Annotated in this window: 24 protein-coding genes; 10 read left to right on the top strand and 14 right to left on the bottom strand. The window is 68.4% G+C overall.

Annotated features, from left to right (window positions below; all coding sequences use genetic code 11):
* The first annotated feature begins 397 nt into the window (after positions 1–397).
* From IE271_RS09505 to IE271_RS09495, 3 genes are all read left to right on the top strand, one after another.
* A complete protein-coding gene (locus tag IE271_RS09505; protein WP_190189869.1) occupies positions 398–1699 on the top strand; it encodes a DUF445 domain-containing protein in 1302 nt (433 codons plus the stop codon).
* 128 nt (positions 1700–1827) lie between these two features.
* On the top strand, positions 1828–3366 hold the full coding sequence (locus IE271_RS09500) for an MFS transporter (protein WP_190189758.1): 1539 nt from the start codon (positions 1828–1830) through the stop codon (positions 3364–3366).
* Positions 3367–3633: 267 nt separating this feature from the next.
* Entirely contained in the window at positions 3634–4137 is a 504-nt protein-coding gene (locus IE271_RS09495; protein WP_190189757.1) for a hypothetical protein, read from the top strand.
* Between the two features lie 40 nt (positions 4138–4177).
* Here the strand turns inward: IE271_RS09495 and IE271_RS09490 are convergent, their stop codons facing one another.
* On the bottom strand, positions 4178–4801 hold the full coding sequence (locus tag IE271_RS09490) for a DUF2269 family protein (protein ID WP_190189756.1): 624 nt from the start codon (positions 4799–4801) through the stop codon (positions 4178–4180).
* A gap of 229 nt (positions 4802–5030) precedes the next feature.
* On the opposite strand from IE271_RS09490, the gene IE271_RS09485 reads away from it, so the two are divergent.
* Positions 5031–5984, top strand: coding sequence for a GlxA family transcriptional regulator (locus IE271_RS09485; RefSeq protein WP_190189755.1), 954 nt, complete (start codon positions 5031–5033; stop codon positions 5982–5984).
* A gap of 63 nt (positions 5985–6047) precedes the next feature.
* Here IE271_RS09485 and IE271_RS09480 read toward each other — a convergent pair whose 3' ends face one another.
* Complete coding sequence (locus IE271_RS09480; RefSeq protein WP_190189754.1) at positions 6048–6359, bottom strand: hypothetical protein; 312 nt, start codon at positions 6357–6359, stop codon at positions 6048–6050.
* Between the two features lie 284 nt (positions 6360–6643).
* Here IE271_RS09480 and IE271_RS09475 point away from each other — a divergent pair, with 284 nt between their 5' ends.
* Together IE271_RS09475 and IE271_RS09470 are read left to right on the top strand one after the other, a co-directional pair.
* Positions 6644–7063: an Hsp20/alpha crystallin family protein gene (locus IE271_RS09475; protein WP_190189753.1), complete on the top strand. Its 420-nt coding sequence runs from the start codon at positions 6644–6646 to the stop codon at positions 7061–7063.
* A 167-nt stretch (positions 7064–7230) separates the two neighbouring features.
* Positions 7231–7833 (top strand): DUF2267 domain-containing protein, encoded by a 603-nt coding sequence (locus IE271_RS09470; protein ID WP_190189752.1) that lies wholly within the window; start codon positions 7231–7233, stop codon positions 7831–7833.
* Between the two features lie 72 nt (positions 7834–7905).
* Here IE271_RS09470 and IE271_RS09465 read toward each other — a convergent pair whose 3' ends face one another.
* The 8 genes from IE271_RS09465 to IE271_RS09430 form a co-directional block, all read right to left on the bottom strand.
* Positions 7906–8283, bottom strand: coding sequence for a hypothetical protein (locus IE271_RS09465; RefSeq protein WP_229919216.1), 378 nt, complete (start codon positions 8281–8283; stop codon positions 7906–7908).
* Positions 8284–8342: 59 nt separating this feature from the next.
* Complete coding sequence (locus IE271_RS09460) at positions 8343–8786, bottom strand: glycine-rich domain-containing protein (protein WP_190189751.1); 444 nt, start codon at positions 8784–8786, stop codon at positions 8343–8345.
* 101 nt (positions 8787–8887) lie between these two features.
* Positions 8888–9109 (bottom strand): hypothetical protein, encoded by a 222-nt coding sequence (locus tag IE271_RS09455; RefSeq protein ID WP_190189750.1) that lies wholly within the window; start codon positions 9107–9109, stop codon positions 8888–8890.
* Positions 9110–9199: 90 nt separating this feature from the next.
* Positions 9200–10045, bottom strand: a complete 846-nt coding sequence (locus IE271_RS09450; protein WP_190189749.1) for a helix-turn-helix domain-containing protein — start codon at positions 10043–10045, stop codon at positions 9200–9202.
* Positions 10046–10068: 23 nt separating this feature from the next.
* Positions 10069–10578, bottom strand: a complete 510-nt coding sequence (locus IE271_RS09445; protein ID WP_190189748.1) for a DUF6879 family protein — start codon at positions 10576–10578, stop codon at positions 10069–10071.
* Positions 10556–10783: a hypothetical protein gene (locus IE271_RS09440; protein WP_190189747.1), complete on the bottom strand. Its 228-nt coding sequence runs from the start codon at positions 10781–10783 to the stop codon at positions 10556–10558. Before IE271_RS09440 ends, IE271_RS09445 begins: the two co-directional genes overlap by 23 nt.
* Before the next feature lie 132 nt (positions 10784–10915).
* A complete protein-coding gene (locus IE271_RS09435) occupies positions 10916–11134 on the bottom strand; it encodes a DUF397 domain-containing protein (protein WP_190189746.1) in 219 nt (72 codons plus the stop codon).
* 1 nt (position 11135) lies between these two features.
* Positions 11136–11981, bottom strand: coding sequence for a helix-turn-helix domain-containing protein (locus tag IE271_RS09430; protein WP_190189745.1), 846 nt, complete (start codon positions 11979–11981; stop codon positions 11136–11138).
* Between the two features lie 367 nt (positions 11982–12348).
* Between IE271_RS09430 and IE271_RS09425 the strand changes: the two genes are divergently transcribed.
* Positions 12349–12822: an ATP-binding protein gene (locus IE271_RS09425; protein ID WP_308435165.1), complete on the top strand. Its 474-nt coding sequence runs from the start codon at positions 12349–12351 to the stop codon at positions 12820–12822.
* Positions 12823–13057: 235 nt separating this feature from the next.
* On the opposite strand, the gene IE271_RS09420 is transcribed toward IE271_RS09425, so the two are convergent.
* Both IE271_RS09420 and IE271_RS09415 read right to left on the bottom strand, forming a co-directional pair.
* Positions 13058–14425: a DNA cytosine methyltransferase gene (locus tag IE271_RS09420; RefSeq protein WP_190189744.1), complete on the bottom strand. Its 1368-nt coding sequence runs from the start codon at positions 14423–14425 to the stop codon at positions 13058–13060.
* 236 nt (positions 14426–14661) lie between these two features.
* Positions 14662–15345, bottom strand: a complete 684-nt coding sequence (locus IE271_RS09415) for a KpnI family restriction enzyme N-terminal domain-containing protein (protein ID WP_229919215.1) — start codon at positions 15343–15345, stop codon at positions 14662–14664.
* Between the two features lie 132 nt (positions 15346–15477).
* Here IE271_RS09415 and IE271_RS09410 point away from each other — a divergent pair, with 132 nt between their 5' ends.
* The 3 genes from IE271_RS09410 to IE271_RS09400 are packed head-to-tail and all read left to right on the top strand — an operon-like array spanning position 15478 to position 19569.
* Complete coding sequence (locus IE271_RS09410; protein ID WP_190189743.1) at positions 15478–16887, top strand: ParB/RepB/Spo0J family partition protein; 1410 nt, start codon at positions 15478–15480, stop codon at positions 16885–16887.
* Positions 16887–18728, top strand: a complete 1842-nt coding sequence (locus IE271_RS09405) for a DEAD/DEAH box helicase (protein ID WP_190189742.1) — start codon at positions 16887–16889, stop codon at positions 18726–18728. Before IE271_RS09410 ends, IE271_RS09405 begins: the two co-directional genes overlap by 1 nt.
* Positions 18712–19569: a protein NO VEIN domain-containing protein gene (locus tag IE271_RS09400; RefSeq protein ID WP_190189741.1), complete on the top strand. Its 858-nt coding sequence runs from the start codon at positions 18712–18714 to the stop codon at positions 19567–19569. Before IE271_RS09405 ends, IE271_RS09400 begins: the two co-directional genes overlap by 17 nt.
* 31 nt (positions 19570–19600) lie before the next feature.
* On the opposite strand, the gene IE271_RS09395 is transcribed toward IE271_RS09400, so the two are convergent.
* Together IE271_RS09395 and IE271_RS09390 are read right to left on the bottom strand one after the other, a co-directional pair.
* Positions 19601–21682 (bottom strand): GmrSD restriction endonuclease domain-containing protein, encoded by a 2082-nt coding sequence (locus IE271_RS09395; protein WP_190189740.1) that lies wholly within the window; start codon positions 21680–21682, stop codon positions 19601–19603.
* A gap of 158 nt (positions 21683–21840) precedes the next feature.
* A complete protein-coding gene (locus IE271_RS09390; protein ID WP_190189739.1) occupies positions 21841–22302 on the bottom strand; it encodes a very short patch repair endonuclease in 462 nt (153 codons plus the stop codon).
* Between the last annotated feature and the right edge of the window lie 60 nt (positions 22303–22362).

Below are 22362 nucleotides of genomic sequence, written 5' to 3'. Positions count from 1 at the left end.
GTGATGACCCCATCATGCGGCATGGGGCAGGAGGAAGCGGACAGGACCCCTGGCGACTTCTCCCGCGAGAACAGACGCGGGGAACTCGTGTTTTGTTCCGGGAGTCGGTCAGGAAGGGACAATGGGTACGGGGAACCGGGAACGGGTGGAGTGGATGGATCCCTCGAATTTCGACGAATCTCATACGCCGCGGGGCGCGTCCGGGGACGCGCGGGAGACGGACGGCCCGGGCACGCGGGGCACGCCCGGAGCCACGCGGAGGACCGACGCCCCGAGCGGGCGGGAAACCGACGGCCCGAGCGGGCGGGAGGCCGGCGACCCGGGTGCGCGCGGCGCGTCCGGGGGCGGGCGCGGGGCCGGCGGCTCCGAGGGCCGCCACCGCTCGCTCTCCGAGCGGATGCTGCGGGCCTCCGCCGCCCGCGCGGCCGCCGGCGGCTTCGCGGAGAGCCCCACCGACGAGGAGCGGCGGCGCGGCGTGCGGCGGATGAAGCTCACCGCCACCGGCCTGCTGCTCCTCGTCGCCGTGGTCTACGCGCTCGCCACCTGGGCGGGCAACGCGGGCGCGGGCGCCTGGACCGGTTACGTGGCCGCGGCCGCCGAGGCCGGCATGGTCGGCGCGCTGGCGGACTGGTTCGCGGTCACCGCCCTGTTCCGCCACCCGCTCGGTCTGCGCATCCCGCACACCGCGATCATCCCGACCAAGAAGGACCAGCTCGGCGCCTCCCTCGGCGACTTCGTCGGCGAGAACTTCCTCTCCTCCGGCGTCGTCCGCGACCGCCTGCGCGCCGTCGGCATCGGCAGCCGCCTCGGCGCCTGGCTCGCCCAGCCGGACCACGCCGACCGGGTGACGGCCGAACTGGCGACGGCCCTGCGCGGCGCCCTCGCCGTCCTGCGCGACTCCGACGTCCAGGCCGTCGTCGGCGAGGCGATCACCCGCCGCGCCGACGCCCGCGAGATCGCCCCCGGCCTCGGCAAGATGCTGGAGAAGATCGTCGCGGACGGCGGCCACAAGCGCGTCGTCGACCTGGTCTGCGCCCGCGCCCACGACTGGCTGGTGCTGCACGGCGACTCCGTGATGGACGCCGTGCAGGGCGGCGCCCCCGGCTGGACCCCGAGGTTCGTCGACAAGAAGGTGGGCGAGCGGGTCTACAAGGAGCTGCTGCGCTTCGTCACCGAGATGCGCGACATGCCGGGCCACCCCGCCCGCGCCGCCCTCGACCGCTTCCTCACCGACTTCGCCTCCGACCTGCAGTCCGACACCGACACCCGTACGCGCGTGGAGCAGCTCAAGCGGGACGTGCTCGCCCGCGGCGAGGTCCAGGACCTGATCGCCTCCGCCTGGACGGCCGTACGGTCGATGATCGTGTCCGCCGCCGAGGACGAGCGCAGCGAGCTGCGGCTGCGGGTGCGCGCCGCCCTGCTGTCGCTGGGCGCCCGGATGGCCACCGACGCCCGTCTCCAGGGCAAGGTCGACGGCTGGGTCGAGGGCGCGGCCGTGTACGTCGTGACGACGTACCGGGACGAGATCACCGCCCTGATCACCGACACCGTCGCCGGCTGGGACGCCGAGCACACCTCGAAGAAGATCGAGGCGCACATCGGCCGCGACCTGCAGTTCATCCGGATCAACGGCACGGTGGTCGGCTCCCTCGCCGGCCTCGTCATCTACGCGGTCTCCCACGCGCTCGGCGGCGCCTGACGCCGGGACGCCCGGTGCCCGTCGTCCGCCCCCGCCCGGTACCCGCCGACGGGGGCGCACCGACGGCGTAACCAGGCATTCCGCGGGAACACGGTGGGCGTTCGTCCGTCGAGGCGAGGAGGGAGCCCATGTCCGAAGCCGCCGCAAGGGGGGCCGGAAGCGCCGCCACCGGGGCCGAGAGCACCGTCACCACGTCCGTACCGGCCCGGCTCGACCGCCTGCCGTGGTCGCGCTGGCACTGGATGATCGTGATCGGCCTCGGCACCGTCTGGATCCTGGACGGTCTGGAAGTCACCATCGTCGGCAACGTCGCCGGCCGCCTCGCCGAGGACGGCAGCGGCCTGGCCATCACCTCCGCCCAGGTCACCGGTATCGCCGCCGCTCTGTACGTGGCGGGCGCCTGTTCCGGCGCCCTCTTCTTCGGCTGGCTCACCGACCGCTACGGCCGCAAGAAGCTGTTCATGGTGACGCTCGCCGTCTACCTGGCGGCCACGGCGCTGACCGCCCTCTCCTTCGAGTCCTGGTGGTTCTTCCTCTTCCGCTTCCTCACCGGCTTCGGCATCGGCGGCGAGTACGCGGCCATCAACTCCGCGATCGACGAGCTGATCCCCTCCAAGTACCGCGGCCGGGTCGACCTGATCATCAACGGCAGCTACTGGCTCGGCGCGATCGGCGGCGCCCTGCTGTCCATCGTGATGCTGGACACCGACATCTTCCCCAAGGACCTCGGCTGGCGGCTCAGCTTCGCCCTCGGCGTCGTCCTCGGCCTGGTCGTCCTGCTGGTCAGGCGGCACGTCCCGGAGAGCCCGCGCTGGCAGTTCATCCACGGCCGCGGCGAGGACGCCGAGGAACTGGTGACGTCGGTGGAGCGGGAGATCGAGGAGGAGAAGGGCGAGCGGCTGCCGCCCGTCGACACCGAGCTCACCATCCACCAGCGCAAGAGCATCGGCTTCGGCCTGATCGCCAAAACGGTCTTCGGCCGCTACCCGCGCCGCGCGGTCCTCGGCCTGGCCCTGTTCATCGGGCAGGCGTTCCTCTACAACGCGATCACCTTCGGTTTCGGCGCCATCCTGACCACGTTCTTCGACGTGCCGACCGGCAGCACCGGCTACTACTTCGCCGTGATCGCCGCGGGCAACTTCGTCGGCCCGCTGCTGCTCGGCAAGCTCTTCGACACCGTCGGCCGCCGCATCATGATCTCGGGCACGTACCTGCTCTCGGGCATCCTGCTGTTCGGCACGGCCTGGCTGTTCGACCAGGGCTCGCTCTCCGCCACCACCCTGACCGCCTGCTGGAGCGTGGTGCTGTTCTTCGCCTCCGCCGGCGCGTCCAGCGCGTACCTCACCGTCTCCGAGATCTTCCCGATGGAGACCCGCGCCATGGCGATCGCCTTCTTCTACGCCATCGGCACCGCGGCCGGCGGCATCAGCGGCCCGCTGATCTTCGCCGACCTCACCGAGAGCGGGCAGGTCGGCGACACGGTCCTCGCCTTCCAGATCGGCGCGGGCCTGATGTGCGCGGCGGGCCTGGTCGCGGCGTTCCTCGCGGTCAAGGCCGAGGGCCGGTCCCTGGAGGACATCGCCGCGCCGCTGTCCTCGGCGGCCGCGAAGGCGAAGACGGCCGCGTCGCCGCAGCCCCCCACGGCCCCGACGGGCGGCACGGGCTGACGCGGCCCCGGACCTCCGGCGCGCACGGCGCACACGGCGGGGCCCCCGGCACGTACGGCGGCGGTACGCACGCGAGTGGCGTACCGCCGCCGCGCGCGTGACGCCCCGGGGGGCCGGAAGACCGGGGGGCCGGAAGACCAGGAGGCCGGAAGGCCGGGACGCCGGGAACCCGGGGCTCCGGGGACCGGTGACCCGAATCGAATGACTCGAATCGAATGAGTACGCGTACTCTGTCGGGCCCCGTACGGACGAGGAACCCTCGTCCCCATGACCGAGAAGCTGCTGGGGCGCCTCTCGAAACGCCCCTGGACGGAACGCTGGCTCATCCGCCTGCTGGGCGCCGCCCTGTCCGCGGCGGCCTATCTGCTCTTCATCCCCTGGGACCTGCGCGACCGCCCCGAGGGCCCGGGCTCCACGGCCGGGACGACCCCGGTGACGGGCGCCGGCGTCGTGGCCCTCGCGCTGACACTGCTCCTGCTGGCCGCGTACCTCGGCCGCCGCGACGCCCGCGGCTGGCCCCTGCTGCTGGTGGCGGCGCCGCCCACGGCCCTGCTGTACGCCTCGTTCCGCGCCCACCCGGACCCCGACGCCTCACCGTGGCCTCTGACCTGGGCGTTCGTCACCCTTCTGATCGCCGCCGGAACCCTGGTCGCGGCGTCGGCGGCCCGCGGCTCCCTCGGGGACGAGGAGGACGCCGCGGAGGGCCTGTTCCGCGCGGGGGCGGCGGGGGCCGCGGGAGCCGCGGGGACTTCGGTGGGCGGGCCGGTGTGACGGCCTCCGTACGGCCCGTCCGTCCGGCGGGACGGGCGGGTCAGGCGCCGGTGGTGGAGCCGGGGCGGACGATCATCAGGACGGTGACGGCCGCCCAGAGAAGGTTGAAGACGCCGGTGAACATGGCGAGCCGGACGGTGGCGCGCGGATCCGCGACGGCGGCGGGAGCGGTGGCGGAGGAGGCGGCAGCGGTGGCGGAGGCGGCGGGGGTGCCGGTGGCGGCGGTGCCTTCGCCGGCCGCCGCCGGCGAGGGCACCGTACCCGCCGCGGACGTGGCTCCCGCCCCGGCACCGTCCCCGTACCCGTGCTCGTGCTCGTCGCCCGCCCCGGCGGCTTCGAGCAGGGCGGTCTGCCGGGGCAGCACGAACGCGACGAGGACGGCGGCGGCGAGCGCGGTCAGGACGATGGAGACGACCAGCCAGGTGTCGCCGAGGACGCCCATGCTGTTCGCGGTGGCGAGCCCGAAGACCGGCACGACGACGCCCATCGTGGCGTACACCCGGCAGATCCGGTGCAGCAGCCGCAGGGTCTCCGCGGCCCGGGGGTTCCCGGGGCGGGCGAGGGCCCGCCGCGCGGCGGGCGGGAACATGCTGGCGGCCACGGTGACGGGCCCGACGGCGACGATCGCGGCGAGGACGTGCACGGCGAGGAGGAACTTGGTCACGCGGGAACGCTAGTGAGGCGGCCCGGCCCCCGAGAAGCGGCAGGAATGCCAGGGTTCAACGGATTCTCGCCACGGGCCCCGCAACCCGGCGGAACCCGCCCGGCCCGACGACAGGGCCCATGACCTGCCCGTACCCGCGACCACGGCCCACCACGACGCGCCCTGAACCCGCCGGTGGAGGCACAAGGCACCGATTGGCGGGAACCCGGCGCAGCCCTACGCTCCCGCCATGCACACCGTGGCCGTACTCGCCCTCGACGGGGTCATCCCCTTCGACCTCTCCGCCCCGATCGACACCTTCGGCCGGGCCCGGCTCCCCGACGGCCGCGCGCCCTACCGCGTCCGGGTCTGCTCACCGGCGGAGGAGGTGAGCGCGGGCCCCTTCACCGTGCGCGCTCCGTACGGCCTGGAGGCGCTGGCCGAGGCGGACACGATCGTCCTTCCGGGCACCGAGGACCCGGCGCTCCCGCTCCCGCCGGGCGTGGCCGAGGCCCTGCGCGAGGCGGCCGCGAACGGGACGCGCATCGCCTCGATCTGCGTCGGCGCGTTCCTCCTCGCCGCCACCGGCCTGCTGGACGGGCTCCGCGCGACCACGCACTGGATCGCGGCCGGCGACCTGGCGGCCCTGTACCCGGAGGTGGAGGTCGACCCGAACGTCCTCTACGTCGACAACGGCCAGTTCCTCACCTCGGCGGGCGCCGCCGCCGCGATGGACATGTGCCTGCACATGATCCGCCTGGACCACGGCTCGGCGGTCGCCGCCCACGCGGCCCGCCTGTCCGTCATGCCGCTGGAACGGGAGGGCGGCCAGGCCCAGTTCATCGTCCACGCCCGGCCGCCCGCCCCGGCGGGCGCCACCATGGAACCGCTCCTGCGCTGGATGGAGGAGAACGCCGACCGCGACCTGACGCTGGACGACATCGCCGCCCGCGCCGGCACCAGCGCCCGTACGCTCAACCGCCGCTTCCGCGAGCAGACGGGCACGACGCCCCTCCAGTGGCTGCACCGGGCCCGGGTCCGCCGCGCCCAGCACCTCCTGGAGACCACGGGCCACCCGGTCGAACGCATCGCGCACCAGGCGGGCTTCGGCTCCCCGACGGCGTTCCGCGACCGCTTCAAGCGGGTGGTGGGCCTCAGCCCGCAGGCGTACCGCAGGGCGTTCCGGCCGACCACGCGGCCGTAGCCGACCCGCCGCCCCGTTCTCCCTCTGCTGCTCCGCCCGTGCCCGTGCCCGTATCCGCGCCCGTCAGGACCGGGCGGCGCGGCGGTCGGCGACGGCCCACGAGGCCAGCGCCACGGCCCCGGTGACACCGAGGACGGCGGGCCAGGCGCCGACCTTCCTGGCCAGCGGGTGCGACCCGGCGAAGGCGGCGACGTACGCGGCGGTCAGCGCCGACGCGGCCCTCCCGCCGGCCCGCTGCCGCCACTGCTGCGCGGCCGCGGCCCCCGCGACGGCCAGCACGGCCCCGCCGAGCTGCCGCTTCTTCGTCCACCGGGCCACGCCGTACCCGCCGATGAGCCCGGTCGCGGCCACCGCCGCGCTTGGAACCTTCGCCATGCCTGCCTGCCTCTCGCGGTGCGGCCCGATGTGCACCGGGCCGCACCCGGCCGTACCGATGTGCGCCGATGAGCACCAGCGCGTGCCGGTGCGTACGCGCACGTATGCGTCTGTTCCGCCCGAGATTAGTCTCCTGGCGGACGCCGTCCGCGACCGCCCCCGCACCCGCCCGCGCGGGTCGCGAACCGGCCATGAGTCGGGTGTTGTCAACTTTCCTCCTTCGAGCTATATAAGAAGGCGTTAGGGCATCGCACTTGGCCCCCTTACGGAAGGAGTGATCTGTGATGCTCGTGCGCACCGACCCGTTCCGCGAGCTCGACCGGCTCGCCCAGCAGGTCTTCAGCTCCGGGCGTCCCGCCGCCATGCAGATGGACGCCTACCGCGCCGGTGACGACCTCGTGGTCCACTTCGACCTCCCCGGCATCGACCCCGAGACGGTCGACCTGGACATCGAGCGCCATGTCCTCAACGTCCGCGCCGAGCGCCGTTCCCCCGCCCCCGAGGGCGCGGAGATGATCGCTTCCGAGCGCCCGACCGGCGTCTACAGCCGCCAGCTGTTCCTCGGCGACACCCTCGACACCGAGCGCATCGAGGCCTCGTACGAGGCGGGTGTCCTGACGCTGCGCATCCCGCTGGCCGAGAAGGCCAAGCCCCGCAAGATCCAGATCAGCGGCGGCAGCGAGCGCCGGCAGATCGGCAAGTGACGGACGCGTGACGGGGCGGCCGCCGCTGCCTGACGGCCGCCCCGCCCCTGCCCGCCCGAGCCCACGGGCCCGCCGCACCCGGCCGGGCCCCGGCAGGACCGGACTGACCGGACCGAACCGACCTGAAGAGAACCGACCGGATCGGAATCGGAGGAGAACCCCGCACGATGAGCGCGACCAGCACGCCGCCGACGACGTCCACCGCGCCGAGAACGACGCCCGCGCCGACCGTACCGACCGTGCACGTGTCGACCGTCTCCGAGTCCACCGCGCCGACCGTGCCCGCGGTGACGATCAGATCCACCGTGCCGGGCCCGGCACGGACCCCGGGGACGAGGACGCGGACGCCGTCACCGGACGCGCCACTGCCCCCGGTGACCTGGGAGGACCTGATCGCGGCGGTGCGGCTGGAGGGCCAGTACACCTCGGCCGCGGAGGCCGGGCGCGTCACCCGCGCGGTGCTGTCCGCCCTCGGCGCCCAGGTGATCGGCGACGAGCGCGTGGACCTGGCCCACCGCCTGCCCCGCGAGGCGGCCCGCGCCCTGGCGTCCCAGGTGCCCGCCACCCGCCGGGTGACGGCCGCCGAGTTCGTCGACGACCTGGCGTCCCGCGAGGACATCCCCCCGGCGACGGCCCGCTGGCACGCCGGCTCGGTCCTGACCGCGGTCGCCTCCCTGCTGGAGGACGACCTGATCACCCGCGTGCTCGCCACGCTCCCCTCGGGCTACGCCCTCCTGTTCGGCCGCGCGGAACTGCCCCCGGCGGCCTGAGCGGGGCCGACCGCGTCGTACGCGAACGGGACGAGGGGCGGACCGCACCGGCCCGCCCCTCCCGCACGTGCCTCACCGGTCCCCCGTCGAAGTGGTCACCTCCCCGTCCTCTCCGGGGGAAGCGAGACGCATACGTCCGGTCAGCAGCACTTCGTGATTCGCGAAGAGCGAGTCGAGAACGAAGCTCCGACGGATGTACGCAGCCCAGCGCGTGCCGGGCCGATCACCGCAGCGGTCGGCTCTCACGTACCGGGCCCGGCCGGCCTGGGTGAGAATCCAGCGGGCTTGCTCCTGCGTCCCGTTCCGCCCGCCCAACTCCCTGGCCAGGAGCCACAGCTCCTCGCCGTCGGCCGCCTCGTCCACCACGGCGACGACTCCGATCTCGCCGAGCCCGCGGGCGTCGCCGGACCGCGTGGTGTAGGCGACGACGAGCCCTTCCAGCGGAAACACGGTGACGCGGCCTACTGCGGTGATCTCGTTCCGACCGGCGACGGCCGAACGGTCCCCGCTCAGCAGCACGGACCATCGCCGCAGCAGGTGGGTTCATTGCACTCGGCCGCCACACCCCACAGGTCGCGGTCGACGGTGAACCCGGCAGCCTCGATCGCGTCCACGGTCCGCCGGACGGCGACGCCGTCCCGCAGCCGCTGACCCTTGAACGGGTTGTGGTGCAGGAACCGCCCGAACTGCTCCTGGCACCACCGCGCGTACTCGCGCGAGTGGAGCAGGAAGACGTGCCACCCGGGATCGACCTGCTTCGACGGCGACAGCGGCACGTCCTTGCGGTGCCCGCTCATCCAGAGGAAGGCCAGCGCCTGGTCCATGACCTTCTCGGCCTTGGCCCGGGGCACTTTCTCCTCGTACTCCAGGAAGGAGACGAGACGGTCGAACAACTCGTGGTCGACCAGGGATCGACCGGTACGGCTCGTGGTGACGGCAACGCTCATGGTCATGACGTGGGTTCCTTCTCGCTCAGGCCCATGACGGGCGGGGGTGGGACCCGGCGAGGGCCCATCCCGGACAGGTGCGGACACGGCCAGGACGAAGGACGGATTCACAGCAGTTCGCCCCTGCTGCGGGCATTGGCCTCACGAACCCGCTCGATCAACGGCGGACGGCCGTCTACGGGAGCGGTCATGGCGGAGTGCGGAGCGGGATCCGCTCCTTCCGGGCTCTCACCCAGGAGATCCCCGGGCTTCCCGACGACGAACAGGCGTCCCTCGTGTCCGAAGGGCTCGATCGCCTCGCCGAGCCGTTCCCGCGCCTCGTTCGCCATGACTGCTCATCCCTCCTGGTTGCGTCCCAGGAGAAACAAGCTAGGAACGGCGGGGGAGCCGCCTCAACGAACGTGTACGGACTTGCGCGGTCACCCGAGGGAGTCGATGGCAGACGTGATCAGCGTTCGGGCGGAGGCGCCGTACACCGCGAGATCCGCCAGAGCGGTGAAGGCCTGGGCGTACATACGCACCTCATGCGGCTGCGTGATGGTCAGGAAGGCGGTGACCAGTTCGACGTTGACCTGCGCGTCGTCGAAGATCCAGAAATCTTCCACGGGCCACAGCGCCGTGCGGTCCGCGCTGAGCGGGATCACGCCCAGGCTGATGTTCGGCAGGGTCGCCAGAGACAGCAGGTGGCCGAGTTGTCCGGCCATGGTCTCGGCGCCGCCGATGCGATGCCGCAGCGTGCTCTCCTCCAGGAGCACCGCGAAACGACGGGGTCCCTCGTACAGCACCTGCTGCTTGTCCACACGGACCTGCACGGCCTGCTCCAGATCGTCCGGCAGTGCGCGGCGGTCGCGAATTGACCTGAGCAGCGCCTCGACGTACGCGCGGGTCTGGAGCGGGCCGGGAACGAGCCATGACGAGTAGGCACGAAAGTGCCGGGTGCGTTCCCACAGCGGTATCACCGACTCCTGCGCACGGCGCAGTCCGGAGCGCTCCATGCGCCGCCACTCGACGTACGCACCCTCTATGTTCCGGGCCGTGGCGATCAGGTCGGCCGTCTGACCGGTGGCGCCGCAGTGCAGCGTGTACGCACGCAGGTCGTCGTCCGCAGGAGTGGTACGGCCGTTCTCGATGCGGCTGCATTTGCTCTCGTGCCAGCCGGCCCGGGAGGCGAGCTCGCGCGCTGTCAGTCCCGAGTCCTTGCGGATCTCGCGCAGCCGCTTGCCCAAAGCCTCCCGAGCCCGCCGGATAGGGGACGGTGAGGTCACGTGGATCGTTCCGGATACGTACGTCAGGCGAGTCGGTACTCCTCGTGCGGGATCGCAATCTCCCACACGGAGTCGAACGCGGAGGAACACAGCGACACGATGGTCGGGTCGGTCACCAGTTCCTCACCGGTCATCGTCCCGTCGCCGGCGAAGTGGTTGAAGAGCACCGACTCGTCGTCGAACAACCAGAAGTCGTTGCCGGGCAGCGCCAGCCCGGAGGCCTGCCTGCGGGGGAGCCAGCGCACGGCCTCGCCGGCCTTGACGTTGTGCCCGCCCGTCAGCTCGTACTCGTACCGAACGTACGGGGAGACGGGTTCCGAGACGATGCGCGCCCGGTGCACCGCCACGCCGCGGTTCACCGCCGCGGAGACCAGCTCGATCCACCAGGGCCAGCGCTCCGCCGGGTCGAACCGGTTGCCCGAAGCCCACTCCCGGTAGTCGTCGTCGAGCCCGTACGCGTCCCGCATCTCCAGGTGGTAGGCGCTGCGTCGAGCGGAGCGGAACAGATCCTCAAACGTTGGCTCCTGCGCCACCGCTCACCTCCGGGAAGAACCGCATCATGCGCCGCGGGAACTCGATCACTGTTTCATGGTCGGGGACGTCCAGCTGTGCCAGACGCCCGGCGTCCGTCACCCGCCACCCTTGCAGGATGTAGTTGCCGGTCTCGTCGTCCAGGTAGACGGTCGGAGACCCGTTGTTGGGACTCTCCGGATCCTTGCCCAGCCGGTGCAACGCCACGTTGTCCTCCGATGCCCTCAGTGACGATCGATGTGACCAGGCTTGCGGCGGACCGTGCCGACGCGCCATGGACTTGCACGAACTTCTACGGGCCTGCCGCCCCGGCCCCTTCCGCGCGCTCCCGGCGGTAGCTCAGCCCTTCATCCGGCCGTCCAGCAGTGCCCGTGTGAACGCGTTCCAGGCCGGACCCCGAACGACGAGCACAGGGCCCTCGCCGCGCTTCGAGTCGCGCACGAGGACGTCGTCCTCCACACGTGCGCATTCGACGCACTCGGTCTCGTTCCCGCCGCTGTACGACGACTTGAACCATGCCGACTCCGGCAACCTGTCTGTACCGAGGCCAAGGGACATCTCACAACTCCTCACGAGCGCGCCTGATCACCAATGATGAGGCGTCGATGTCCAAGGCTTGTGCGCGCAAGTATTCGAACGCAAGCCGGTAACGTCGCAGTTCCTCTTCTTTCTCCATGAAGAGCGAGCCGACATGGAGGTCGACGTACACGACGTCGAGGGATGGCTCGACGCCCCCAAGGATCACGAAGCTGCCGAGCGCGGCGGCATGGGCGCCCTTGGCGAATGGCAGGACCTGCAGCGTGATATTCGAGGATTCGCTCGCGGTCGTCAGGTGGTCGAGCTGCTCGCGCATGACGGCGCGTGATCCGACCACGCGGCGGATCACCGACTCATCGAGGATGGCCCACAGGTGTGGCGCATCAGGACGGGCCAGAATCTCCTGTCGTTTCATGCGGATGTCGACCAGCCGCCCGATCTCCTCCGGTGACCGTCGCATCTCGTTGGCCTGCTGCAAAGCGGTGGTGTAACTCCGGGTCTGCAGAAGTCCCGGCACGTAGACGCAGGAGAAGTGGTCCTCGCGGGTGGCCTCGTCCTCAAGGGTGAGCAGCAGGTTCATGCTCTCTGGGATGAAGTCGGCGAAGGAGTTCCACCAGCCCTGCTGCTTGGTGTCCTTGGCGAGGGCGACGACTGCTTGCCGCTCGGCTTCACTCACCCCGTAAATGCGGCAGAGCGCATCGATGACCAGCCATTTCACCGGTCCGGCCTGGGTCTCGTACCGGCTGACAGTCGCCTTTGAGACCCCGACGAGACGGCCGGCCTCTTCCAGCGTCATGCCCTTTGCGGCTCGTAGCTTCCGCATGGTTGCGCCCAGCTGGCGGCGACGGGTCGTGGCTCTGACGGACATGTGGTCTTTCCTCCCCGGCGTGGCAGCGCACCACATACCTGGTGAGCACCCGTCAGGCTAGGTCGGGCGGAAGCTGGCGTACTACCAGATTCACTCGACCGAGTTTCGTGAGAAGTTACACAGCAATACTTCTCGCTGTCATACTCGGCATAGGTAGTCACAGAGTGCAGCCGTACGGATACGGCAGGCGCAGTGCTGTGTGATGCGGAGGGAGAGCGATCGTGCCGTACTACAGCGACGCCGAACCGCGCTTGCGAAGTGTGATGCCGTTCCGGGCGGTACCCGAGGAGATCGGATTGCTAAGAGGGTCCGGTTCACCCTCGGGCAGTGGGGGGTCTCGGCCGTCGCGGAGGAGACCGAGCTGGCAATGACCGAACTGGCGACGAACGTGATCAAACACGTGGGAGAGGGGGCTGCGGCCACCCTCGTCCTGGAGCCGGCCCATGACAGGCTCCGGGTGGAACTTCACGACAAGAGCCATGTCCTATTGACTCAGCGCTTGGCGGACTGTGAGGACGAGTGCGGCAGAGGGCTTCACCTGCTCGCCACCATGAGCCTCGCATGGGGCACGCTGCTCACTGCCACGGGCAAGGCGGTGTGGTGCGAGATCCCTCTGACCTCCGTGCGTCACTGCGCCCGGGTCCAGCGGGCCACGGCGCTGCTGGAGGAGTACCGGAGGACTACCGGCGCCGGCTCCGCGACGGTGCCGACGTGCGCGGTGCTGGAGGAGTCGGCCACCGGCGCCATCGCGGACCTGCTGCACTGGCTTGCTGCGCAGGGTGGCGACCCGGATGAGCTGCTGGACCGGGCTCAGGTGCGTTACGAGGCAGAGGTGGCGTGAAACGTACTCGGCCTGGACGTGTGCCTCAACGCCTATAGGCATAAGGCGTGCGTCAGAATCCTTAATCGGTCGGCCCGAGAGCTTCAGGAGCTTTCGAGCCGACCGATTGCTATGCGCGATAAGTCCCGAAGGGAACTGTAAAAAAGCTACGATTGCGCAGCCCAAAGCAGGCGGCTGGCCTGCTTAGTCATGTGGCGAGGGCGATGCTGTGCGTTCGGGCTGGTATCGTGCGAGTTCAGCTAATTCTGGCCCGGTGCTGGTTGAACAGATCGTGTCGCTGGTGGTCTTCCTGCCCGGTGAACGCCTTGAATTCGCCGAGGGTATAAGCGACAGCTCCGCTAGATCGGGTTGTCATCGTCACCGTGAAGTCATGGCCGAGATGGTTCAGATGCCGCTCTACTTCTGGCTGCTCAAGAGAAACGCCCTGCTTGGCGAGCTTGTCGATGATCTGGTCGAGCGTCAGCGGGCGGGCGTTGCTGCGGAGCAGCTTGTACACGGGGTCGAGAACGCGATTGGTGTTCTCTACGAGAGTCTTGCGTTCACCCTCCTGGCGAATGGCCTTCCTGATGGCCACACCCAGCGCCTTGGCCACCGGAGGAGGGAAAGCATTGCCGATCTGCCGGTACACAGATGTCTTACGTCCGTGAAACTTCCAGCGGAACTCACCCTCTGTGGCCGGGTCGCTGCCTTCAAGTGGCTCGATGTCGTCCCAGCCCTGAATCCGGGCCACCATGGCAGTGGTGAGCTTCGGCCCAGGTACACCGTCAGGAGCTCGCCACCCCTTCTCGGGAGCGCTGTTGGCCACGCCCATAGCGTCCACGCCGAGCTTCGCCCATGCGCGCTTTGCGCGTGTAGGACCCAGGTCGGCACCGCCGTGCTTCTTTGAGCCGCCTACAATCGTCGGCGCGATATCATTTGCCTTCTCAACCCACTCGGCGACTTGGTCTTCCTCCCAGCCTTCGCTCGCCATGAGGTCCTTAAGGAGTTCTCCCACCGTAGGTGGTTCTTCCTTGTTGGGTGTGGGCCACTCGAAGTACTCCGCGAACTCTTGCTTAAGGGCAACTAGTACAAAGCGCGGCCGGAGCTGGGAGACGCCGAATTCATTAGCGTGGAGCAGCTTCCAGTCGCCGATGTAGCCGTATTCATGGAGCAAGTCCAGAACATGCTGCCGGTAGGCGGTGAAGCGGTTAGCGCTGAGGCCTCGGACGTTCTCCAGCAGGAGCGCCTTGGGCTGGATTTCTCCGCAAAGCTTTACTGCCCAGGCGAAAAGGTCGCGTTCATCATTGGCGCCGAGCTGCTTACCCGCGATACTGAAAGGCGGGCATGGTACACCGCCAGCGAGCAGATCGATGTCCTTGTACTCAGAGGGCTCCCAGACACTGGAGTCAGCAACATCGCCGATTGCTACGGAGCTCTTTGCCTCTTTCTCGCTGTAGCCGAGGACGTCCCGCAGATTGAGGCGGAGGGTCCGTGCGGCATTCTCGTCGAGCTCCACGGCGAGACGATGGCGGAATCCCGCCCGCTCCAGCCCGAGGGTCTGGCCTCCCGCGCCCGCGCAGATCTCGACGACCTCGAGCTGTCTGTCGCGCTCCGACGCCGTCATTCGATCTCCTTCCAGACGCGCGGGCCAAGCCAGCGCGAGGCCGAGACTCTGCTCGGCTCACTATCACAGCGGGCACCCGCCTGAACACAGATCCCGCAGCGGCGCTCTGACTGTCGCTCTTCAGCGACATCACCTGGCGGGGATGACGAACCGGGCGGGTGGTGCAGTCTACGGCTGACCGCTGACGAGCATAAAACCCGCATGCCTTACGCGTTTCGCGACAGGGCGGGGAGCGATCAGTTCTTGAGTGCTGCGCGTACCTCGTCACGGGCATCGGCTGGCAGCCGTCGGTAGGCGTTCCAAGCCCGATCCAGAGGCACAGGGCTTCGTCTGCCCCGCTCTATCCACCGGAGAAGCCGGCGCTGGTCGGCGGGGTCGAGTGCCTCGATGTCGGCCAGCGTTTCATCGGCGCGAGCGGGCTGGCCGTCACCACCCGCACGGCACCGCTTGCATTCCGTGACGAGCAGCATGCGCTGCCGTCCATCCGGAAGTACCGTTTCGCGTCGGGTGACAGAGAGTACGGCGGTCTGGTTCGAGTCATCTACGTAGGCCTCGCCGCCAGAGATGCCGCAAATGCTGCACATGTAGTCGTCGCGGGCCATGACGGCCTGCTTCTCCTTGTTGGAGATGGCCTTCTGTGGCGCGGCTGCGCGGCGGGCCGCTGGGTCCCAGACAGGGACACCCGCTTTGACGAAGCGCTGGTCCTCGGCCGCCAGCGTCGCATCGTCAGAGTTAGTGAGGATGACCCAGTGGAAGTCCCGAAGGTCGCGAATGCGGCGGTCAGCTTGGGACACACCGGGAAAAGCTTCGCGAATCTGCTCTTTGGTGAAGGTGTTTCCCTCACCGACGACCTGCACCAGCCACAGGGCGCCGCGCACCATCGTTCCGGCGTCGACCTTGTTCCAGGCAGGTAGGGACACCGCTCACTCCGTTCTCCGGCAGCTCGAGATGCTGATTGTCCTTGATCACATGCCCTTTGTCAGCGGGTCCTGCCATCATGCACGGTGAGCGGGTTACGTGAGGTTGTGCGGTCTTTTTTGGAGGCTCTAGCTATGGCTGTGAAGTTCGGCGTCCCCCCGGAGGGCAAGGAGATACGTTCCCTCGTAGAGGAGCGCCTCAAGATCGCCATGAAGGAGCAGGGCGCCAAGGTCACCGTCGAGTTCCGTGGGGAGCAGAAGCATCTGCACGTGATCTCCATGCCGGTGGACATGCTCTACTTCAACCCCGCGACCCACCGCATCCGCGCGCAGCTGACTCTGGACCCGAGGCGGAAGAGGGTCCTGGAGGAGGAGCCCTGGGGCGAGGAAGCGCAGACCTACCTGCACGACCTTCTGCGGTGCAACCCCTCCAACCCGACCCAGACCGACCCCGATTACACAGCGCTGCAGGAAGAGCTGGAAGACTTCGGCCAGCGGCAGCCCGGGATCATCACGCCGGACGGCATCCTCGTCGACGGGAACACCCGGTGTGCCGCGCTCCGGGACCTCGGAGAATCGCACATCCGGGTAGGGGTCCTGCCCGAGGACACCTCGTACCTCGACATCAACAGCGTTGAGCTCGCTCTGCAGCTCCGCAGGGACAAGCGGCGTCCTTACACCTACATCAACCAGCTCATCGCCATCGAGGACGAACTCGGCAGCGGGCGTCGTGAGGAAGACGTAGCCCGTGACTTCAACATCAAGACCAGTACGCTCCACCAGGACCGATGGGTCTACCAGCTGATCCGTGACGCCATCGACCGGAGTAGGACCGCCGGCGACGCGGCACTGCGGCTCGTGGACTTCGAGGATCACCAGGAGAAGCTTCGCGAGCTGTACCGCGACTTCACCAAGCTGTCCAAGACCGACCCCGATGCGGCGGAACAGCTCAAGGAATCGCGCCTGGCGATGGTGGTGCTGAACTACCCGAAGACAACCGTGCGTCTGGCCGAGTCCGACTTCCACATGCGTTACCTCAACGAGCGGCTGCCGGAGGAACTGCGCCCGTCTGAGCAGCAGTCTGCCGCAGTCGCGATCCCGGGACTGCCTGGTGTTGAAGTGCAGGACGGGACGGCGGCCGTGAAGACGACGCGAGCGCTTACGGATGCCCTCCTCCAGGCCAAGGCCGCTTCCCAGGCGAACGGCAGGCTGGATGACGCGTCGATCGCCGCCGCGGACAAGATAGTCAAGACGGCGCGCAAGACCTTTGACGTGGCGGTGAAGCTCGCCGGGCAGAACGCTGAGCTCAAGAAGCGCCAGATCGCTGTCCCGGAACGGCTTACGGACGCCTCGGACCATGTGGACCAGTGCGCCAAGGAGTTCGCTGACGCCAAGGCGAAGCGTGCCCTTGATGAGGACGCTTTCGACGATGCGCTGATTACTCTGCGCGCGAGCCTTGCCCGGCTGGCCAAACTGGCTGGCCGTACGTTCAGCTCGCCTGGAGACGGGGTGGCCTGGCTGCTCGACGCGACGCGGGAGAAGTGATGACGCCGGCATCCTCGCCCAGCCTGGAGATCGGCTTCGGTGACGGCGTTACCAAGGCCCGGCTGCGCGCGGGGGCTGGGTATGAGGGAGATCTGCGCCGTCTCGCGTTGCGCTTCCGCAGCAGCGTGCAGCGTCTGACGGGAACGATGGAGGTCGAGATCGACGACCTCCTGACGAACCTGGCCGCTCTCGGAACCTGGCCGGCTCCCGCAAGTGTCGCCTGGGACCCGCAGCTCGCCAGGCTGGCCACTGATTCCGCTCACGATGCGCAGGCTGTGGCCAGGCAGCTGGATCCCGCCGATGACAGTACTTCGGCAGTGGGCCCTGAACAGATCGGAGAGCTACTGGGCCCCGCCTGGACGGCGGATCTCACGGCTTTCCAGCGCAGGGACATCGCGAAGCTGCTGTCCCTGCGCCATGGTGCCAACTTCTCCGTGCCCGGCGCGGGCAAGACCCGTGTCGGTCTCGCCGTCTTCCAGGCCCTGCGGCACCGGGGAAGCGTTGAACGGCTCCTGATCATCGGCCCGAAGTCCTGCTACGAGTCCTGGCTGTATGAGAACTCGGCCTGCCTGGATGAGCCCCTGCGCATGGAGGTGTTCTCCCGCAACGTGGACCCGTCGGCCGACTCGCTGGTTGTCAACTACGAGAGCCTCAAGACGGAGGCCACGGTGACGCAGCTTGGCCAGTGGCTGGCCGCGAGGCCCTCCATGCTGCTGCTCGACGAAGCGCACCGTATGAAGCTCGGCGCGGACGGAACGTACGGCTCGGCCTGCCTCGCTCTCGGCCCCCGGAGTCGGCACCGGCTGATCCTGACCGGCACGCCCGCCCCGAACGGGGTTAAGGACCTGGAGAATCTCTTCGGCTTCGTCTGGCCTGGTCACGGACGGCAGAAGGTCACTCAGGCCGTGGCGGGCGGAGACCTCGCCAAGGCCAGCCAGGTCCTGCGCCCGCTGTTCACCCGCACCACCAAAGACGAGCTCGGGCTGCCGCCCGTCGCCACCCGCCTGGTGCCTGTGGAAATGCCGCCCCTCCATCACGAGGTGTACGAGGCGCTCATCGGGCGGTTCTCCGCCCGGGCCGCGGGGTCTGAGAGTGACTTCCAGACGCTCGGAAAGATCATCGTCTACATGCTGATGGCGGCTACGAGTCCGGCGCTGCTCGCCGTCGGCACGACACGGCACGAGCCGCTGTCGTACCAGGTGCCCCCGCTGGCCATTCCCGACGGCACCCCCCTGTACGAGCTGATGCGTGATTTGCCCAGCTACGAGATGTCGCCGAAGTACCGCGAAGTCCTCGCGATCGTCAACGAGAACGCCAGACGAGGCCGGAAGACCCTTGTCTGGTCGACCTTCATCCGCAGCCTTAATACGCTTGACCGGATACTCCGCGAGTTCTCGCCCGCCATGGTCCACGGCGGCACACAGGACTCTGACCGCCAGGCCGAGATCGATCGGTTCAGGAATGACCCGGACTGCATGGTGCTGCTCTCGAACCCCGCGACTCTCGGGGAGGGCATCAGCCTGCACCATCACTGCCATGACGCGGTGTACGTCGACCGGGATTTCGCCGCAGGCCGCTTCCTTCAGAGTCTCGACCGGATCCACAGGCTCGGTCTCGCTCAGGAGACCGAGACCCGGATCACCGTGCTCGCCTCTGAGGGCACCATCGACGAGGTTGTCGCTCAGCGCCTGAATGACAAGCTCCAGTTCATGGGCCGGATCCTTGATGACCCCACGGTTCAGCAGCTCGCCGATCTCGACGAGGAACCTGCCGTCGGCGGCGGCCTGGACCAGCGGGACCTCCAAGCGCTGATGGGGCACCTCCGTGCCCGTTCCGCCTGACCCGGTGCTCCGTGCGGCCGTCCGCTGGCTGGAGCGACTGCCAGACAGCGGTGCCGCGCGGCTCAGGGCCCTGTTCGCTACGCACAGCAAGTTCAGCGACATCACACCCACCCAGTACGAGGCTGCTTATGCGTGGATACAGGACACGGGACTCACGGACGATCTGAGGAGCGGAATCGCAGCACACCGCCGGGTCTTCGGCGCTGCGATGGCGCACAGCCACGCGCCCTGGCTACCGGACGCGGATCTGCTCATCCGTACCCCGGACGAGCTGCCCGAAGACGCTCTTCGCGCGGCCGCGTCCCTCGGTCTGAGTGAGGAGGAGGCGTTCGGTCAGCTCGGCGCGGTCTGGGGCAAGGTCGACGCACAGAAGCGCTCAAGGATCGGAGCGGCAGGCGAACTGGCTCTCGTCGAGCTTCTGAGGGCATCAACGAAGGCGCGAATCGAGCACGTCGCTATGTGGTCCGACGGCTTCGGCTACGACATCGCCGTTCACACGGTCGGCCACTCCGCGCACCTAGAGGTCAAGTCGACCACCCGTCGCAGCCGTCTCACGGTGTATATCTCGCGCAATGAGTATGAGACCGCGTGCCGCGACCCGCAGTGGGAACTCATCGCGATCCGTCTGACCCCAGAACTGGAGCTAGAGGCGGTCGCGACCATTCCCAAGGAATGGATCGCAGCTCAGGTCCCAGCCGACAGCGGTACGTACGGGCACTGGGAATCCTGTCGGCTGGAGGTACCCCCGGACGTACCCGTACCGGGCATCCCCCGTATCGCAGGGGCGCTGACCGACGAGGCTTCGGTGCTCCTCCGCGGTGACACACGGGGGCACGGCTAACGTGCTGAGTTTCTGACTCTGACGGCTGTGCTCAGACCCGTGCTCCGATTCCGGAGAGCGGGAACTCCTCGACGTCCGCCGGCCACTGCTCGTCCGTCGGCTCCGGGCACTCCTCAAGCGGCTGCACGTCGTCAAGCGCGTCTTTCACGACCGAACGCCACTGATCAAGCGAACCGCGAATCAAGAACGGCCCGACAGCGAAGGTGACACTGCCTTCGTCATCAACTCGCATGGAAGCCGACTCGTCTCCGACGGGGACGTCGCTTGCGAGACCAGCAGACGCCGCGTCCAGCGCCGTCTCAAGCTCAGTACGGCAGATCCAACCGACCCACTTGCTGTTCCTGACCTCGGCTTCGGCTACGAGCACTGTCCGGCCAGCGCTCGCGTACGCGGTAAGCACAAGGGAACGGTCTGCCTGGGTACGGACTGGCTCACTGCCCCCTGTGAGGAAGGCTGGTTTGAACTTGTCGAGGATCGCTGTGATCCGGTCGGCAAGCATCTCCCGACGGGCGGTCAGGAAACTGCGGTAGTTGTCGGCTTCCAGCAGGTCGGGGTCATCCGGAATCGCGTGTGCCGTGAGGTCGCTGGCTGAGACGGCCGATACGTAGGCGGCCGGCGAGCGGGTGCCGATCATGTTTTTCGCCGTGTCCTGCGAGACGAAGACGATGTTTGCGAGCTCGTTGATCTCAGCCGACGTGTACTTGCCCCGGTGACCTCGTAGCTTTGGCGCGGGGTGTACAAGGCTGTATTGCGGTTTGCCGGCTTCGTCGACCAGCTTTGAAACGGGCTCACCATCCCACCAGTCCGAAGCTCCCGCATGAGCAGCGGCCAGGAAGGAGAACATGAGGAACGGGCTCTGGTGACTCCGTCCGGCAAGATCCTGGGCCTTCACCGACAGCCCGCTCTCCGCGATACCCAGGTTCGAGATCAGGTCCTTCACCGGATCGTCGGAGTCCAGGGCCTTGATGTCCTGGGTCAGCGTGCTATCCGCGGCGCCGCCGTACCGGTTGCGGGCCGTGGCTGCCATGAACCAGTACAGGAGCCCCCTGTCGGTCCGGCTGTCGGCCGACGCGCTGTCTGGCTGACGGCCGTAGTAAACGATGAGCGGATGAAGGGCGGCGAGAGACGGGATCAGCGCCGCCGTGGCGACCAGTAGCTCCCCCTGGAGCAGAGGTACGACGCGCGACAAGCCACGGCGTACCTTCGCCCACGCAGCCTCGACCGATTCAGCGCTCGCGGCTGTCAGCTTCGCTACAGACGCGATGCGCTTGCTTGAGGTGGAGATATTCAGGGTCAGTGCTTTGACGAGGAAGTTGACGTCGAGTGCGCCGTAACCGCGTTCAGCCCAGAACGCCGACTCGGCTTCCAGCTGCCCCAGGAATCCCGGCACCCGGGCGGACAGCGTCGCGAGGGCAAGGTCTGTCGTCTTGAGCGCACGACCACCACTGTTGACGCGGACGAAGATCTGGGCGACCTCTTCGTAGTCGAAGTCTTGCAGGACTTCCATGTGGAAGTCCCGGTGGGTGATCTTCTGGAGTGCGCTGAGGCGCGGACCGATCTCGGCCTCGGGAATGCTGAGTCCGGCACTCTTGAGCTCGGCATGGATCGCGAAGACGTCCGCATTCGGGCCCGCGACATCGTAGACCTTGATCCATTTCTTGTTCCGCCGGGTGGCCGCACTCTGATTCTGAAAGACCTCTGTCTCGATGTTGAAGACGACTTGCGCCTCCGGGTGATCGGTGAGCACCCGGAAGAGCGAGGTGAGCCGCTGCTGGCCATCGAGGAGGTAGAGGGGCATGACGCTCGGCGGGGCCTGGGCCACGCCGATCGCGGCCTCACGGGTCTCAGCCAGCTGCCCTGTCTTCCAGAAGAGCAGCGAGCCTGCCGGATAACCTCGGTATAGCGACTCGATGAGCCGCGCTACCTGCGATGCCTTCCATACGTAGCCACGCTGGATCTCCGGCAGCCGGATCTCGCCAGACGCGATCTGGGTGATGAGAGTCCGTACGTCCCGGTTCGTGCGTTCAACTGCCATGTCCAGGTGCCCCCCACCTTCTTGCTTGAACGGGAAGCTGGCAGGGCCTCTCGCGTTCATCGTGCTGGCTTCGACCACGGCCGTGCTCTTTTGCCCCTGAGGGGCTGTTCGGCCGCAGTATCCGCAGGAGACATGGTATGTGAGGGTGCCGGGCTCCGGGTATGGGCCCTCAGCGCCTGTTCAGGCCGCGGGGCGGGCGCCTGCCGGGTGCCCTTCAGTGAAGGGGACGCCTCCGGTCAGGAGTCACGCGGACTCGTACGCCGTGCGAGCACCGTGGAGGCGATCTTCTGGGCGCACGTCCCGGATGGCTCGTGCTCCCAAAAGCGGAGCACGAGCCATCCAGCTTCTGTAAGGCGTTGATCGGTGTCGCGGTCCCGTTGGACATTGCGCACGATCTTTTGTGACCAGTATCCAGAATTAACCTTCGGCGCCACATAATGCTCAGGGCAGCCGTGCCAGTAGCAGCCATCGATGAAAACGGCGACCTTCACTGGCCGGAAGACCATGTCGGCCGTCCGGCGGAGGTCTGGAAGCGGGCGGGCGCAGACGCGGTAGCGCAACCCCTGCGCGTGAACGAGCCGACGGATCAGCTGCTCTGGCTTCGTGTCGCGACTGCGGATCGCCTGCATATTGCGTCGCCGTCCCGCAGACGACGCCCAGGAGCCTTCTGGTGCTTTCCACTGCGGATCATCGGGCACGATGTAGACCTAAACCTGCGCCTGCTTTGTCGGTAATCGGTTTTCGGGTTCGGGTTTTTA

The sequence above is a fragment of the Streptomyces minutiscleroticus genome (assembly GCF_014650875.1).
Lineage (GTDB): Bacteria > Actinomycetota > Actinomycetes > Streptomycetales > Streptomycetaceae > Streptomyces > Streptomyces minutiscleroticus.
Note: the sequence above shows the minus strand (reverse complement) of the source record. Positions and strands in the feature narration are given on the sequence as shown.